Source organism: Actinacidiphila alni, assembly GCF_900112845.1.
In the GTDB taxonomy this organism is placed as follows: domain Bacteria; phylum Actinomycetota; class Actinomycetes; order Streptomycetales; family Streptomycetaceae; genus Actinacidiphila; species Actinacidiphila alni.
The window spans coordinates 178176-192496 of sequence record NZ_FONG01000002.1; the positions used below are offsets into that span (position 1 = coordinate 178176).

Genomic DNA, 14321 nt, shown 5'->3' on the forward strand with positions numbered 1-14321 from the left:
CGGCGCGGGCTCAGCGCGCGAGCGCGGCCGCGTCGCCCATCACCACCACCGGGCGCAGCTTCGGGTCCAGGGTGCGCAGCAGCGTCCGCATGGCCTGCTGCGGCAGCGACACACAACCCTGGGTGGGGCCGCCGTGGTCCACGTGCAGCCAGATCCCGCCGCCGCGGGAGGCACCCAGCGGCCGGGTCCAGTCGCGCGGCGACGTCCCCGGCACATGGTTGTAGTCGATGGCGATCACATAGTCGAAGGCGCCCCTGAGCGGCTCGCCGCGGAAGCCCGTGCCGTGCACGGTGAAACCGATCGGCGCGTGGTCGTACGGGAGCTTCGCGCCCGGGTCGGCGAGCCTGCCGCCGGCGTCGGAGAGGCCGAACACACCGATCGGTGACCGCAGATCGCCCTCGTGGTGGGTGTCGGTCCAGCCCTTGAGGGCGTTGTGCGCGGTCCACACCGGGCCCGCCGGCCGCCAGCCCGCGGTCGCGTCGCGGGTGTAGAGGGTGACCTTCGCGTCCGGGGAGTCGGCGCCCGCGCCGGTGACCAGCACCGCCTGCCGGGCGGTGGCCGGCACCTGGGCGAGCGTCCTCGGGCCGAGTCCCGGCAGCCGGGCCGGCGCGGGTTCGGGCGCCGACCGTCCGGCGCGGCCCGCGGGTCCGGTGACGACCGTGCTCAGCGGCCCCACCTCGCTCACGTGCGAAGGACGCGCCCCGCTGTCGGAGGCCGAACAGCCGGACAGCAGCGGGGACACGGCCAGGACGGCCAGCAGGGCGGCGGTCGCGGCGGCGGCGGAGCGTGCGGCGGTGGGGGCGGCAGCGGTACGCATGGCGGGGCGGGGGCCTTTCACGAGTGTCACGAGGTCGGTCGTCTCGACGGGGGGCGCGGGCGCCTTCACAGGCGCACGGGCTTCACGGGATGTCCGGGCGTCTCCACGGGTGTCACGGGTGCCCTCACGAGAAGGCGGCATTCGTCAACGCGTCGTCCAACTGCTCCTGCTGCCCCTTGGCGGGGCGGGCCAGGCAGACCGAGACCTGCACGATCACATCGGTGGCCGCGGTGTCGGTGATCGCCGCGGTGGTCTGCGCGGTGCCGCCGACGGTGCGGCAGGCGCCGACCACCTCGCTCGGCGTGGCCGGGCGGGCGCTGCTCCGGAATTTGTCGGCCATCGGCTTGTTGTGCTGCAGCGTCATCATGATCAGCACGCCACCGGGCTCCAGGGTGCGGGCCAGCGGGGTGCAGAAGCCGTCGAGCGGTGTGACGCAGCCGTCCGTCGGCAGCCCGAGGTCCTGCGAGGACGTGAAGACCGCCCCGGTCTTGGGCGCGGTGAGGGTGCCCCAGTCCGCGGGCAGCATCAGGTCGAGACCCGACAGCTCCGGGTAGTGGTGCCGGACGACCGCCGTGGCCGCGGCCGGCGGACCGGTCGCGGGCCCGGTCACCTGACCCGTCACGGGCCCGGTCGCCGTCGGGGTCGGCTCCCGCCGGTCCGTCGCCGCGCCGGAGGCCGTCGAACTGCCGGACGCGGGCGGCGCGAGGCGGCTGACGGCGGGCGGGGCCGGCGAGCCGGTCGTACCGCCGTCGCGCAGGCCCGGCAGTACGAGACCGGCCGCCGCGACCGCGACCACCGCGGTCGCCGACACCCCGGCCACCCGGCGCCTGCGGCGGCGCGCCGCCTTCTCCTTGACCCGCTCCAACCGCTGCGCGGGCGCGGGCAGTTGGGGCACCGCGCGCTCCAGCAGGGCGCGCAGTTCGTCCTCCGACAGATCGGCGGGCTCCGGGAATTCCGGGAACCGCTCAGCGGTCATGACGCTCACCTCCGCTCCCCCCGCCGCGCCGGGCCCCCGCGGCCGCGCCGCTCACCCCGGCGCCCCCGATGCCCACCGCGCTCGGCAGCCGTCCGCGCAGCGCGCGCAGCGCCTTGGACGCCTGGCTCTTGACGGTGCCCTCGGTACAGCCGAGCACCTCCGCGGTGTCCGCGACGCTCAGATCCTCGAAGTAGCGCAGCACGACCACCGCGCGCTGGCGCACCGGCAGTTCGCGTATCGCGGCGGCCAGCACCTGCTCCAGGTCGACGTCCCCGTACGGGTCGGCCGACTGCGGGCGGTCCGGCAGTTCGCCGTGCGGCACCTCGCCGCGCCAGCGGCGCCGCCACCACGAGGCGTGCGTGTGCACCAGCGCCTTGCGGACGTACGCCTCCGGGCTGTCGTCCGCGATCCGGTGCCACTTCGGCCACACCCGGGCCAGCACCGTCTGCAGCAGATCCTCGGCCAGATGGGGGTCGCCCGTGAGCAGCCAGGCGACCCGCAGCAGTCTCGGGCCGCGGGCCGCCACGAATTCCTCGAAACCGGGGTGCGACACCGTTGTTCCTCTCCACACCGTCCTAACACGGTGGGCGGCCCGCCGGGTTGCCTCCCGTACTCCCCGGTTCCGGGGTGCGGGCTACTTCTTGCGCAGCTGGATGTGCAGCTCGCGCAGCCGGGTCTCCTCCACCTCCGAAGGGGCGCCCATCAGCAGGTCCTGCGCGTTCTGGTTGAGCGGGAAGGCGATGGTCTCGCGGATGTTGGGCTCGTCCGCGAGCAGCATGACCATGCGGTCCACACCCGGGGCGATGCCGCCGTGCGGCGGGGCGCCGAAGTGGAAGGCCCGCAGCATGCCGCCGAATTCGGCCTCGACGGTCTCCCGCGAGTAGCCGGCGATCTCGAACGCCTTGTACATCACGGCGGGTTCGTGGTTACGGATCGCGCCGGACGACAGCTCGATGCCGTTGCAGACGATGTCGTACTGCCAGGCCAGGATGTCCAGCGGGTCCTTGGTCTCCAGCGCCTCCAGGCCGCCCTGCGGCATGGAGAACGGGTTGTGCGAGAACTCGACCGCGCCGGTGTCCTCGTTCCGCTCGAACATCGGGAAGTCGACGATCCAGCAGAAGCGGAAGACGTTCTCCTCGAACTGGCCGGTGCGCTTGGCGGCCTCGACCCGGACCGGGCCCATGATCTTGGAGACCTCGTCGAACTCGCCCGCGCCGAAGAAGATCGCGGTGCCGGGCTTGGCGCCGACGGCCGCGAGCAGCGCGGTGACGTCGTCGGGGGTGAGGAATTTGGCGATCGGGCCGGTCAGCGTGCTGTCGTCGCCGACCCGCACCCACGCCAGGCCCTTCGCGCCGAGCGAGATCGCGTACTCGCCCATCTGGTCGAAGAACTTGCGCGGCTGGTCCGCGGTGTCCGGCACGGCCAGCGCCCGTACGTGCTTGTCCGCGAACGCCTTGAAGCCGGAGCCGGCGAAGATGCCGGAGACGTCGACGAGTTCGAGCGAGGTGCGCAGGTCCGGCTTGTCGTTGCCGTACTTGAGCATCGACTCGCGGAACGGGATCCGCGGGAAGGGCGAGGTGACGGTGCGGCCGCCGCCCAGCTCGGTGAACAGGTCGGTCATCACCTTCTCGATGACGCCGAAGACGTCCTCCTGCTCGACGAAGCTCATCTCGACGTCGAGCTGGTAGAACTCGCCGGGCGAGCGGTCGGCGCGCGAGTCCTCGTCGCGGAAGCAGGGCGCGATCTGGAAGTAGCGGTCGAAGCCGGAGATCATCAGCAGCTGCTTGAACTGCTGCGGGGCCTGCGGCAGCGCGTAGAACTTGCCGGCGTGCACCCGCGAGGGCACCAGGAAGTCGCGGGCGCCCTCGGGGGAGGTCGCCGACAGGATCGGGGTGGCCATCTCGTTGAAGCCGAGCGCGGTCATCTCGCGGCGCAGGAAGGAGATCACCTGGGTGCGCAGCATGATGTTGCGGTGCATGCGCTGGCGGCGCAGGTCGAGGAAGCGGTTGGTGAGCCGCATCTCCTCGTTGGCGTTGTCCTCGGGGAAGACCGGGAAGGGCAGCGGGTCGGCGGCGCCGAGCACCTCAAGGGCCGTGACGTCGACCTCGATCTCGCCGGTCGGCAGCTCCGGGTTGACGTTCTCCGCCGAGCGGGCCAGGACCCGGCCGTCGACGCGGACCACGGACTCCTTGGACTGGCCGCTGAGCCGGTCGTAGACCGGGGAGCCGGGGCGGACGACGAGCTGGGTGAAGCCGTAGTGGTCGCGCAGGTCGACGAAGAGGATGCCGCCCAGATCGCGGCGATTGTGCAGCCAGCCGGACAGGCGGACGTCGGTGTCGACGTCGGTGGCGCGCAGCTCGCCGCAGGTGTGGGAGCGGTACCGGTGCATCATTCGTCCTCGGTCTGGTCGTCTGGAGTGGTGGCGTCGTCCGGGATGGCGGCCGGGCCGACGGCCTAGCACAGCCTACCGGCGGTCGCGCGCCGAGCCGTCTTCGGAGGTATGAGCTGTATTGGCCGTATTGGCTGATAGCGCGTATATCCTCATAAACTGAAGAAATGCGCACCGAGGACGTGCTGGCAGCGGTTGGCACCGGGCTGTGGCAGTGGGACTGGTCGACCGGCTCCCTGACCGCCGACGCCCGGACCGCGGCGCTGCTGGAACTGCCCCGGACCGCCACCACCCACTCCTACGCGGCCGTCCGCGCCCGCTTCCACGCCACCGACTACATGGCCTTCGCCACCGACCTCGCCGTCGCCCGCTCCGAGAACACCGTCGCCGAGTCCCGGCTGCGCGTGGTGGACCGCAACGGCGAGGTGCTGCGGATGGTACGGATCCAGGTCCGGCTGCAGGGCCAGGTGCTGCGCGGCACCGTCCACGAGGTGCACGGCCTGCCGCCGGTCACCTCCCCGGCGGCCCCCGCGCCGGAACGGGACTGGCGCCGCTCCCGCGAGGCGTTCCTGCTGGACGCGGGGCGGGCGCTGGCCGAGGCGGACTCGACGGCCGAGGTGCTGCGGGTGGCCGCCACCTTGTCGATGCCGGGCTTCGCGCTCGACGGCCTGGCCGTCTACGGGGTGGACGGCGACCGGCTGTCGATGATCGGCCACTACGGGCAGGCGCTGGAGGCCGCGACGCCCTTTCTGGAGATGCCGCTGAGCACCGACTATCCGGCCGCCCTGGTGACCAGGACGGGACAGGCGGTCTATCTGCCGACGCCGGCCGCGTACGAGGAGCGCTTCCCGGTCACCTGGCCGCTGGTCGAACCCTTCGGGCGGAGCTCCTGGGCCTATCTGCCGCTGGTCGTGGCGGGCTCCCCGATCGGCGCCTGGATGGCGGCCTTCCGGGAGCCGGTGCGCTTCACGCCCGACGAGCGCTCGGTGCTCACCACCGTCGCCCGGATGCTCGCCCAGGCGCTGTCCCGCGCCCATCTGCACGAGTCGGAGCGCGCCCTGTCGGAGGGCCTGCAGCGCACGATGCTGCCGGTGCGCGAGCCGGGCATCGAGGGCATGGCGGTGGCCGCCCGCTACGTACCGACCGGTGGCGGCCTCCAGGTGGGCGGCGACTGGTACGACGTGATCGGGCTGCCGTCGGGGCGCACCGCGATCGTGATCGGCGACGTCCAGGGCCATGACGTACGGGCCGCCGGGATCATGGGACAGCTGCGGATCGCGCTGCGCGCCTACGCCGCCGAGGGGCACCACCCGGACGCGGTGCTCTCGCGCACCTCGCGCTTCCTGGCCGGGCTGCACGACGGGATGCCGGACGGCCTGTCGGACGGTTTCCCCGACCGGTCCGCGGAGGGCCTGCCCGCCCCGCGCGGCGGCGGCCCGTACGCGGACCAGTCCACCGATGTGCGCTTCGCGACCTGCCTGTATCTGGAGGTCGACCCGCTGACCGGCACCCTGGACGTGGTGCGGGCGGGGCATCCGGAGCCGGCGATCCGGCTCGGCGACGGCACCACGATCGTCCGCCGCACGGCCGGCGGCCTGCCGCTGGGCATCGAACCGGACACCGACTACCCGACCACCCGGCTGGTGCTGGAGCCAGGCGAGGTGCTGCTGCTGTGCACCGACGGCCTGATCGAGACCGGCGGGCACGATCTGGAGACCGGCTGGCGGCGGCTGCGCGATGTGCTGGAGAGCGGGCCGGCCGACGATCTGGAGGGGCTCGCGGACTCGCTGGTACGGGCGGTGCACGGGCCCGCCTCGCACCACACCACCGGGCCGCTGGCCGACCGGCGCGAGGACGACATCGCGTTGGTGCTGCTGCGCCGCGACCCGGACGGCCCGACCTGCGCGGTGCCGGTGCGGCGCACCGTGCTGACCGTCTCGCAGACCGATCCGGGCGGCATCCGCGCCACCCGTGAGGACATCCGGGCGCTGCTGCACGACTGGACCTCGGCCGACCAGGTGGAATCCGCGGTGCTGCTGGTCTCCGAGCTGGTCACCAATGTGCTGGTGCACACCGACGAGGACGCCGTGCTGACCGCGATGGTCACCGGCATGCCCGGCACCCGCCGCCTCCATGTCGAGGTCGGCGACCGCTCCGACGACATGCCGCACCGCCGCACCCCGGGCGAGATGGCGTCCTCCGGCCGCGGGCTGCTGCTGATGGAGGAACTGGCGGACGCCTGGGGCGTGGACCCGCGCGGCGACGGCAAGTCCATCTGGTTCGAGCTGTACGAGGCGACCGCGCCGACACCCGTATGAACTCGCCGTTAAGCGGCGGCGAACACTGCCCGCTGATCCCCCGTAGGACTCGGCCGGACCTCCCGTTGCCCGCGTGCGATGGCTAGGGTTCCCTTTACGGCCGCAGGTGGATTCGCACCCTTTTCGACCAAGTCAGCGGCCTGCGCACCTTGTTGACGGATCGTCGCGACCACAGGTGCGCCTCCACCTGACGCCGGCGAGAAGGCAGCCAATGGGATGAGTCTGAAACTCCCCGCCCCCGACGACATGGCCTCCCCCGGCCCGGAGTCCGGTGCCCCGGGGTCCGGTGCGCCGGATGCCGCCGCACCGGAAGGGGCCGCCGCGCCCGCTTCCACGCCCGCGCCCGCCGCCAAGGCCGCCGTGCCGGGCGCGAAGGTACGGCTGCGCGCGCTGGACGGCCTGCGGCTGGTCGCCGCCCTGATGGTGTGCTTCTACCATCTGTCCTTCCGCGGCTCCGCGGGCTGGCAGCGCTCGCCCCTGCACGTCTTCCCGCACCTGTCCCACGTCTCGGCGTACGGGCCGCTCGGCGTGCAGTTCTTCTTCATCATCAGCGGTTTCGTGATCTGCATGAGCGGCTGGGGCCGTACCGTGCGGGTGTTCGCGATCTCCCGGATCAGCCGGCTGTACCCGGCGTACTGGGCCGCACTCGTCGTGGTCACCGCGGTGCTCTACTTCCTCGGCGAGCGGACCGTCTCGCGCACCGACTTCCTCACCAACTTCACGATGCTCCAGACCCCGGCGGGCGCCGAGCGCGTACTCGGCGTCTCCTGGACGCTGTGGGCCGAGGCGCGCTTCTACGTGCTGTTCGCCGTCGCGGTGCTGTGGCGCGGCGCCACCCGCAAGCGGGTGCTGGGCTTCTGCGCGCTGTGGACGGTCGCCGCGCTCTACGCCGACTCCTCGGACCAGGAATTCCTGAAGGTCGCGCTCATGCCGGAGTACGCGCCCTTCTTCATCGGCGGCATCGGCCTGTACATGCTCCGCCGCTACGGCCACGACCTGCTCACCTGGGGCGTGGTGGCGTCCGGCTTCCTGCTGGGCCAGCACTACGCGGTCAAGGGCCTGGTCGCGCCGCCCGGCGCGCACGCCGCCTTCGAGCGCTCGGCGACGGTGGTGATCGCCGCCGTCGCCGCGGGCTTCGCCGGGGTGGCGCTGGTGACGCTGTTCCGGCCGGTCGCGGACGTCGACTGGCGCTGGCTGACGACCGCGGGCGCGCTGACGTACCCCTTCTACCTCGTGCACGAGATCCTCGGCACGCTCATGATCGGCAAGCTCCGCGCCCACACCGGCCTGTCCGACTACGAGGTGCTCGCCGTCACGGTACTGGCGATGCTGCTGCTCGCCTATCTGATCCACCGGCTGGTGGAGCGCCCGCTGACGCCGCTGCTGCGCCGGCTGCTCACCAAGCAGGCGAACGGGCTGGGCGCGGCGCGCCCGGCCCGTGAGTCCGCCTGAGACCGGCCGGCCGGCCGACGAAACGCCGGGGCCCCGGGAACGGTGTTCCCGGGGCCCGGTGGTCCGGCTTCGCGTCAGCGGCCCAGATCGGTGTCGGCCGGGATCGTGCCGAGCCGGCCTGCCTGGAAGTCGTCGAAGGCCTGGGCCAGTTCGGCGTGGGTGTTCATCACGAAGGGGCCGTACTGCATCATCGGCTCGCGGATCGGACGGCCGCCGAGCAGCACCACCTCGAAGTTGGGCGAGCGCGACTCCTGCGTCTCGTCGGCACGGATGGTGAGCGATTCTCCCTTGCCGAACACCACCGCCTGGCCCATCCGGAACGGGCGGGACTCCGGGCCCGCGAAGCCGCGGCCGGCCAGACCGTAAGCGAGGGCGTTGAAGTCCGCCCGCCAGGGCAGCGTCACCGAGGCGCCCGGGTTCACCGAGACGTGGATCATCGTGATCGGCGTGTGGGTGGCGCCGGGGCCCTCGTGGCCCGCCAGGTCGCCGGCGATCAGCCGGATCAGGGCGCCGCCGTCGCCGGAGGTGAGCAGCTTCAGGCCGCCCGCCCGGATGTCCTGGTACTTCGGCGGCATCATCTTGTCCGCCTTGGGGAGGTTCACCCACAGCTGGAGGCCGTGGAAGAGGCCGCCGCTCATCACCAGCGACTCCGGCGGCGTCTCGATGTGCAGCAGCCCGGAGCCGGCCGTCATCCACTGGGTGTCGCCGTTGGTGATGGTGCCGCCACCGCCGTGCGAGTCCTGGTGGATGAAGGTGCCGTCCATGATGTACGTGACGGTCTCGAAGCCGCGGTGCGGGTGCCAGGGCGTGCCCTTGGGCTCCCCGGGCGCGTACTCCACCTCACCCATCTGGTCCATCATGATGAACGGGTCGAGGTTGCGGTAGTCGATGCCCGCGAAGGCGCGGCGGACGGGGAAGCCCTCCCCCTCGAATCCGCTCGGCGCGGTGGACACCTGGAGTGCCTTGCGCGGCTGGGCGTCGTCGGCCGCGCTCACACGCGGCAGGGTCAGCGGGTTCTCTACGGTCACGGCGGGCATGACTGCCTCCTTCGGGATGCCGGTTCCAATTTAGTTGAACTCTGAACATCTCGCAAGGCGTGACTATTCCGGTACGCCCCGCAGGGGGCCGCCGGCCCGTGGCCGTGCGGATCGCAAGGTTTCAGCCGTACATCCGGCGCATCGTGAAGTCGACCATCTGCTCCACCGCCTTGGCGTCGAAGACCATGCGATGCTGGCCGTCGATATCCAGGACGAAGCCGTAGCCGGTGGGCAGCAGGTCCAGCACCTCGGCGCCGGTGATCACGAAGTACTTCGACTCCTTGCCCGCGTACCGCCGCAGCTCCTTCAGGGAGGTGAACATCGGGATGACCGGCTGCTGGGTGTCGTGCAGCGCCAGGAAACCCGGATTCTCGCCGCGCGGGCAGTACACCTTCGACGTGGCGAAGATCGCCTGGAAGTCCTCGGCCGCCATCGATCCCGTGGTGAAGGCGCGGACCGCGTCGGCCAGCGACGGCGGGGAGGGCTCCGGATAGCCACCGGGCATGGGTGCGGCACCCGGGCCGGGGCCGGGGCCGGGGCCGGTATTCACGCTCTGCTCGTAGCCGTACACGGCCCCAAGCGTAACGGCCCCCGGAACGAGGAAACGGTCACATCGGGCCGATCCGGGGTTGCTTCTTATTACCGACGGGTAGCATTATTTTCTACGACCACCACACTTGCGATACGGAGCCGTCGTCATGGGCCACTACAAGTCGAACCTCCGCGACATCGAGTTCAACCTCTTCGAGGTGCTCGGCCGCGACCAGCTCTACGGCACGGGTCCGTTCGCCGAGATGGACGTGGAGACCGCGAAGGACATCCTCGGCGAACTGGCGCGCCTGTCCGAGAACGAGCTGGCGGAGTCCTTCGCGGACGCCGACCGCAACCCCCCGGTCTTCGACCCCGAGACCAATACCGCACCGGTGCCGGACAGCTTCAAGAAGAGCTACCAGGCCTTCATGGACGCCGAGTACTGGCGGCTGGGCCTGCCCGAGGAGATCGGCGGCACCACCGCGCCGCGCTCCCTGATCTGGTCCTACGCCGAGCTGGTGCTGGGCGCCAACCCGGCGGTGTGGATGTACTCCTCGGGCCCCGCCTTCGCGGGCATCCTCTACGAGGAGGGCACCGAGGAGCAGAAGAAGATCGCCGCGCTGATGGTCGACAAGCAGTGGGGCTCCACCATGGTGCTCACCGAGCCCGACGCGGGCTCCGACGTCGGCGCCGGCCGCACCAAGGCCGTCAAGCAGGACGACGGCACCTGGCACATCGAGGGCGTCAAGCGCTTCATCACCTCGGGCGAGCACGACATGTCCGAGAACATCATCCACTACGTGCTGGCCCGCCCCGAGGGCGCCGGACCCGGCACCAAGGGCCTGTCGCTGTTCATGGTCCCCAAGTACGAGTTCGACTTCGAGACCGGTGAGCTGGGCGAGCGCAACGGCGTCTACGCCACCAACGTCGAGCACAAGATGGGCCTGAAGGCGTCCAACACCTGCGAGATGACCTTCGGCGACGGCCGGCCCGCCAAGGGCTGGCTGATCGGCGAGAAGCACGACGGCATCCGGCAGATGTTCCGGATCATCGAATTCGCCCGCATGATGGTCGGCACCAAGGCCATCGCGACGCTCTCCACCGGCTACCTCAACGCCCTGGAGTACGCCAAGGAGCGCGTGCAGGGCCCGGACCTCGCGCAGTTCATGGACAAGACCGCGCCCAAGGTCACCATCACCCACCACCCCGACGTGCGCCGCTCGCTGATGACGCAGAAGGCGTACGCCGAGGGCATGCGCGCCCTCGTCCTGTACACGGCCACCGTCCAGGACGCCATCCAGGTCGCCGAGGCCACCGGTGAGGACGCCTCCCGGCTGCACGGCCTCAACGACCTGCTGCTGCCCATCGTCAAGGGCTACGGCTCGGAGAAGTCCTACGAGCAGCTCGCCCAGTCCCTGCAGACCTTCGGCGGCTCCGGATACCTCCAGGAGTACCCGATCGAGCAGTACATCCGGGACGCCAAGATCGACACCCTCTACGAGGGCACCACCGCCATCCAGGGCCAGGACTACTTCTTCCGGAAGATCGTCCGGGACCAGGGCCAGGCGATGACGGCGCTCAGCGAGGAGATCAAGAAGTTCCTCGCCGAGGCCACCGGCGGCGAGGAACTGGCCGCCGCCCGCGACCAGCTTGCCAAGGCCGCCGTCGACCTCGAAGGCATCGTCGGCGCCATGCTCACCGACCTGTCCGCCACCGAGCAGGACGTCCGCAACATCTACAAGGTCGGCCTGAACACCACCCGGCTGCTGCTCGCCTCCGGCGACGTCGTCATCGGCTACCTGCTGCTGCGCGGCGCCGGGGTCGCCACGGAGAAGCTCGCCGACGCCTCCCCGAAGGACACCGCCTTCTACACCGGCAAGATCGCCGCCGCGAAGTTCTTCGCCGCGAACGTCCTGCCCGGCGTCGGCACCGCCCGCGCCCTGGCCGAGGCCGTCGACCTGGACGTGATGGACCTCGCGGAGGAGTCCTTCTGAGGCCGCCCTCGTGAGGCCACTCTTTTGAGCCACCCGACCTGGTGGCCGGGCCGGAGGGGGCGCGGGGAATGTCACGTTCCCCGCGCCCCCTCCGGCCTTTTCCGTGGCTGAAACTAAGCTGAGCGCATGAGCCCTCAGCCCCGCGCGTTCGACCGGAAGCACACCGAAGACCTGGCCCGATTCGTCGAGGCGAGCCCGACGCCGTACCACGCGGTGGCGACCGTGGCGGAGCGCCTGACGGCGGCCGGTTTCCGGCAGGTGGCCGAGACGGACGAGTGGGACGCAGGGGCCGGCGGCCGCTTCGTCCTGCGCGGCGGCGCGATCATCGCCTGGTACGTACCGGACGGTGCCCAGCCGCACACGCCGTTCCGGATCGTCGGCGCGCACACCGACTCCCCGAACCTGCGGGTCAAGCCCCGCCCCGACCTCGGCTCCCACGGCTGGCGCCAGGTGGCGGTGGAGATCTACGGCGGCCCGCTGCTCAACAGCTGGCTCGACCGCGACCTGGGCCTGGCCGGACGGCTCACCCTGCGCGACGGCACCACCCGCCTGGTCGCCACCGACCGCCCGCTGCTGCGCGTCCCGCAGCTCGCCATCCACCTCGACCGCGGCGTCAACGACAACGGCCTCAAGCTGGACAAGCAGCACCACCTCCAGCCGGTGTGGGGCCTGGGCGAGGCCGAGGACGGCGACCTGCTCGCCCACCTCGCCGGGCGGGCCGGCCTGGACCCGGACGACGTCGTCGGCTGGGACCTGATGACGCACGACACGCAGCCGCCCGCCTTCCTCGGCCGCGACGAGGAGCTGTTCGCCTGCCCCCGTCTGGACAATCTGCTGTCCGTGCACGCCGGCACCGCCGCCCTCACCGCCGCCGTCGCCCGCGACGACCTGCCGTACATCCCCGTGCTCGCCGCCTTCGACCACGAGGAGAACGGCAGCGAGTCCGACACCGGCGCCCAGGGCCCCCTGCTCGGCAACGTCCTCGGCCGTTCGGTGCACGCCCGCGGCGGCGGCTACGAGGAGCGGCAGCGCGCCCTGGCCGGCTCCGTCTGCGTCTCCTCCGACTCCGGGCACGCCGTCCACCCCAACTACGCCGAGCGGCACGACCCCACCCACCACCCGCGCGCCAACGGCGGCCCCATCCTGAAGACCAACGTCAACCAGCGGTACGCCACCGACGGCACCGGACGCGGCATCTTCGCGGCGGCCTGCGACACCGCCGGTGTGCCCTTCCAGCACTTCGTGTCCAACAACGCCATGCCGTGCGGCACCACCATCGGCCCGATCACCTCGGCCCGGCACGGCATCACCACCGTCGACGTCGGTGTGCCGATCCTGTCGATGCACTCCGCCCGCGAGATGTCCGGCTCCGACGACCCGCACCTGCTGGCGAGCGCCCTGAAGGCGTTCCTGGAGGGCTGAGCCCCTCCTCCGGGTCGACCCTCGGCGGGCGCCGCGCCGCAATCGCTACGGCGCGGCGTCCACCGCCGGGTCGGCCTTCAGGTCAGCTGCCTATGAGCACCACCGGCACCGGGTCGTTCGCGTCCGGCGGCACCGAACCGCCCGCCACCACCAGTCCGCGGGCGGCCGAATACGCCAGGCCCTCCACGTAGTCCTCGGCGGGGACTCCGAGGTCCTTCCAGGTCTTCCCCGTCAGCCGCATCACCAGCGGGCCCTCGTCGCCCGCGGTCACCCCGGCCACGGTGACACCACCGGGCGTGACGGCCAGACCCGTCAGCTTGCCGCCGGTCGCGGGCACCGCGACCTGCCGCCAGACCCCGCCGGACCTCCGCAGCACCAGCGAGTGCCCGCGGTCCTCCTCGTCCAGCAGGGTGCGCCCGGCCGCCCACAGCGTGCCGTCGGGCGCCGCACCCAGCGCGTACACCTCGCCGTACAGCCCGGCCTTCGGCAGCGCGGACACCGTCCAGCGGTGACCGTCGTAGGCCCGCACGACCGGCTGATCGGTGTCGCTGTAACCGCCCGCCCAGACCTTGCCGCCGGGCAGCGCCAGGATCGTGTTCGGGGTGAACGCCGCCGCGTGCGGCACCGCCACCCGGCGCCACGCCTTGCCGTCCCAGTGCTCGACCAGCGCCTCGAAGTGCGACTCGACCTGCGTCGAGCCGTCCGGATCCTGCGTCGTGCTGTCGACGATGTCCGCCCAGCCCGCGGCCCACACATCGAGCGGCGACACCTCGGAGACCGACAGCAGGCCGCCGTAGTCCGCCGCCTTCGGCAGCGGGGCGGTGACCATGTGCCACGCCTTGCCGTCCCAGTGCTCGGTGTAGACACCGCCGATCGAGTCGTCGCTGTCGCCGACCACCCAGGCGTCCCGCACGCCCTTCGCCCCGGCGGGCGCGGCGGCGGCGCCGTTGATCCGGCTGGAACCGTCGAAGGGCGCGAGCTTCACCTTGTGCCAGCCCCGGCCGTCCCGGCTGTCCTTGGCCAGCAACAGCGGTGTGATCCGGTCGTCCTCACCGTCCGACTCGAAATTCATGCCGTACGCCCAGGACGTGTGCGTGTCCGGCTGGAGCGCCCCGAGCAGCGTCCCGTTGCCCGCCGGCAGCTTCGCGGGCGTCAGCGCGGGGCGCGCCGCCGCCGGTGTCCCCGTCGTGTCCCGCGCCCCCGCCGTGTCGGCCGCCGCACTGCCCGCGGCCGGTCCCGCCAGCAGCAGCGCGGCCACCGCCACCGGCCACCACGCCGTCCTGGCCCGGTTGTTCCCCGTGTTCATGTCGTATCCCCCGTTCCCGGCCCGTCCTGGCACCGGCTTGATGAAACCCCGTCATACATACAGACGCGCCAGCCCCCTT

The 14321-nt window shown here is 71.8% G+C and carries 11 protein-coding genes; 4 read left to right on the forward strand and 7 right to left on the reverse strand.

The window, feature by feature from the left end; all coding sequences use genetic code 11:
- Window positions 1–10: 10 nt before the first annotated feature.
- The 4 genes from BM076_RS03660 to aspS all read right to left on the reverse strand — a co-directional run bounded on the left by BM076_RS03660 (window position 11) and on the right by aspS (window position 4182).
- Window positions 11–817: a L,D-transpeptidase family protein gene (locus BM076_RS03660; protein ID WP_093712213.1), complete on the reverse strand. Its 807-nt coding sequence runs from the start codon at window positions 815–817 to the stop codon at window positions 11–13.
- 124 nt (window positions 818–941) lie between these two features.
- Window positions 942–1793 (reverse strand): hypothetical protein, encoded by an 852-nt coding sequence (locus BM076_RS03665; RefSeq protein ID WP_093711880.1) that lies wholly within the window; start codon window positions 1791–1793, stop codon window positions 942–944.
- Window positions 1783–2346, reverse strand: coding sequence for a SigE family RNA polymerase sigma factor (locus BM076_RS03670; protein ID WP_245795699.1), 564 nt, complete (start codon window positions 2344–2346; stop codon window positions 1783–1785). Before BM076_RS03670 ends, BM076_RS03665 begins: the two co-directional genes overlap by 11 nt.
- 81 nt (window positions 2347–2427) lie before the next feature.
- Complete coding sequence (gene aspS, locus BM076_RS03675; protein ID WP_093711882.1) at window positions 2428–4182, reverse strand: aspartate--tRNA ligase; 1755 nt, start codon at window positions 4180–4182, stop codon at window positions 2428–2430.
- Between the two features lie 167 nt (window positions 4183–4349).
- Between aspS and BM076_RS03680 the strand changes: the two genes are divergently transcribed.
- Entirely contained in the window at window positions 4350–6500 is a 2151-nt protein-coding gene (locus tag BM076_RS03680; RefSeq protein WP_093711883.1) for an ATP-binding SpoIIE family protein phosphatase, read from the forward strand.
- A gap of 216 nt (window positions 6501–6716) precedes the next feature.
- Window positions 6717–7952, forward strand: a complete 1236-nt coding sequence (locus BM076_RS03685; protein ID WP_245795700.1) for an acyltransferase family protein — start codon at window positions 6717–6719, stop codon at window positions 7950–7952.
- 74 nt (window positions 7953–8026) lie between these two features.
- Here the strand turns inward: BM076_RS03685 and BM076_RS03690 are convergent, their stop codons facing one another.
- Together BM076_RS03690 and BM076_RS03695 are read right to left on the reverse strand one after the other, a co-directional pair.
- Window positions 8027–8989 carry a pirin family protein gene (locus tag BM076_RS03690; protein WP_093711885.1) on the reverse strand — a complete coding sequence of 321 codons (963 nt, stop codon included), beginning with the start codon at window positions 8987–8989 and terminating at the stop codon, window positions 8027–8029.
- A 121-nt stretch (window positions 8990–9110) separates the two neighbouring features.
- The gene (locus BM076_RS03695) at window positions 9111–9560 is read right to left on the reverse strand and encodes an SseB family protein (protein ID WP_093711886.1); all 450 of its coding nucleotides are present in this window, start codon (window positions 9558–9560) and stop codon (window positions 9111–9113) included.
- 127 nt (window positions 9561–9687) lie between these two features.
- Here BM076_RS03695 and BM076_RS03700 point away from each other — a divergent pair, with 127 nt between their 5' ends.
- On the forward strand, window positions 9688–11514 hold the full coding sequence (locus BM076_RS03700; protein ID WP_093711887.1) for an acyl-CoA dehydrogenase: 1827 nt from the start codon (window positions 9688–9690) through the stop codon (window positions 11512–11514).
- 126 nt (window positions 11515–11640) lie between these two features.
- Window positions 11641–12936 carry a M18 family aminopeptidase gene (locus BM076_RS03705; RefSeq protein ID WP_093711888.1) on the forward strand — a complete coding sequence of 432 codons (1296 nt, stop codon included), beginning with the start codon at window positions 11641–11643 and terminating at the stop codon, window positions 12934–12936.
- 82 nt (window positions 12937–13018) lie between these two features.
- Here BM076_RS03705 and BM076_RS03710 read toward each other — a convergent pair whose 3' ends face one another.
- A complete protein-coding gene (locus tag BM076_RS03710) occupies window positions 13019–14242 on the reverse strand; it encodes a hypothetical protein (RefSeq protein ID WP_093711889.1) in 1224 nt (407 codons plus the stop codon).
- Window positions 14243–14321: the final 79 nt, after the last annotated feature.

Excerpts from the sequence above, each read along its gene's own strand:
- BM076_RS03660 (WP_093712213.1), bottom strand. The coding sequence starts at position 817 with ATGCGTACCGCTGCCGCCCCCACCGCCGCACGCTCCGCCGCCGCCGCG.
- BM076_RS03665 (WP_093711880.1), bottom strand. The coding sequence starts at position 1,793 with ATGACCGCTGAGCGGTTCCCGGAATTCCCGGAGCCCGCCGATCTGTCG.
- aspS (WP_093711882.1), bottom strand. The coding sequence starts at position 4,182 with ATGCACCGGTACCGCTCCCACACCTGCGGCGAGCTGCGCGCCACCGAC.
- BM076_RS03680 (WP_093711883.1), top strand. The coding sequence starts at position 4,350 with ATGCGCACCGAGGACGTGCTGGCAGCGGTTGGCACCGGGCTGTGGCAG.
- BM076_RS03685 (WP_245795700.1), top strand. The coding sequence starts at position 6,717 with ATGAGTCTGAAACTCCCCGCCCCCGACGACATGGCCTCCCCCGGCCCG.
- BM076_RS03690 (WP_093711885.1), bottom strand. The coding sequence starts at position 8,989 with ATGCCCGCCGTGACCGTAGAGAACCCGCTGACCCTGCCGCGTGTGAGC.
- BM076_RS03700 (WP_093711887.1), top strand. The coding sequence starts at position 9,688 with ATGGGCCACTACAAGTCGAACCTCCGCGACATCGAGTTCAACCTCTTC.
- BM076_RS03705 (WP_093711888.1), top strand. The coding sequence starts at position 11,641 with ATGAGCCCTCAGCCCCGCGCGTTCGACCGGAAGCACACCGAAGACCTG.
- BM076_RS03710 (WP_093711889.1), bottom strand. The coding sequence starts at position 14,242 with ATGAACACGGGGAACAACCGGGCCAGGACGGCGTGGTGGCCGGTGGCG.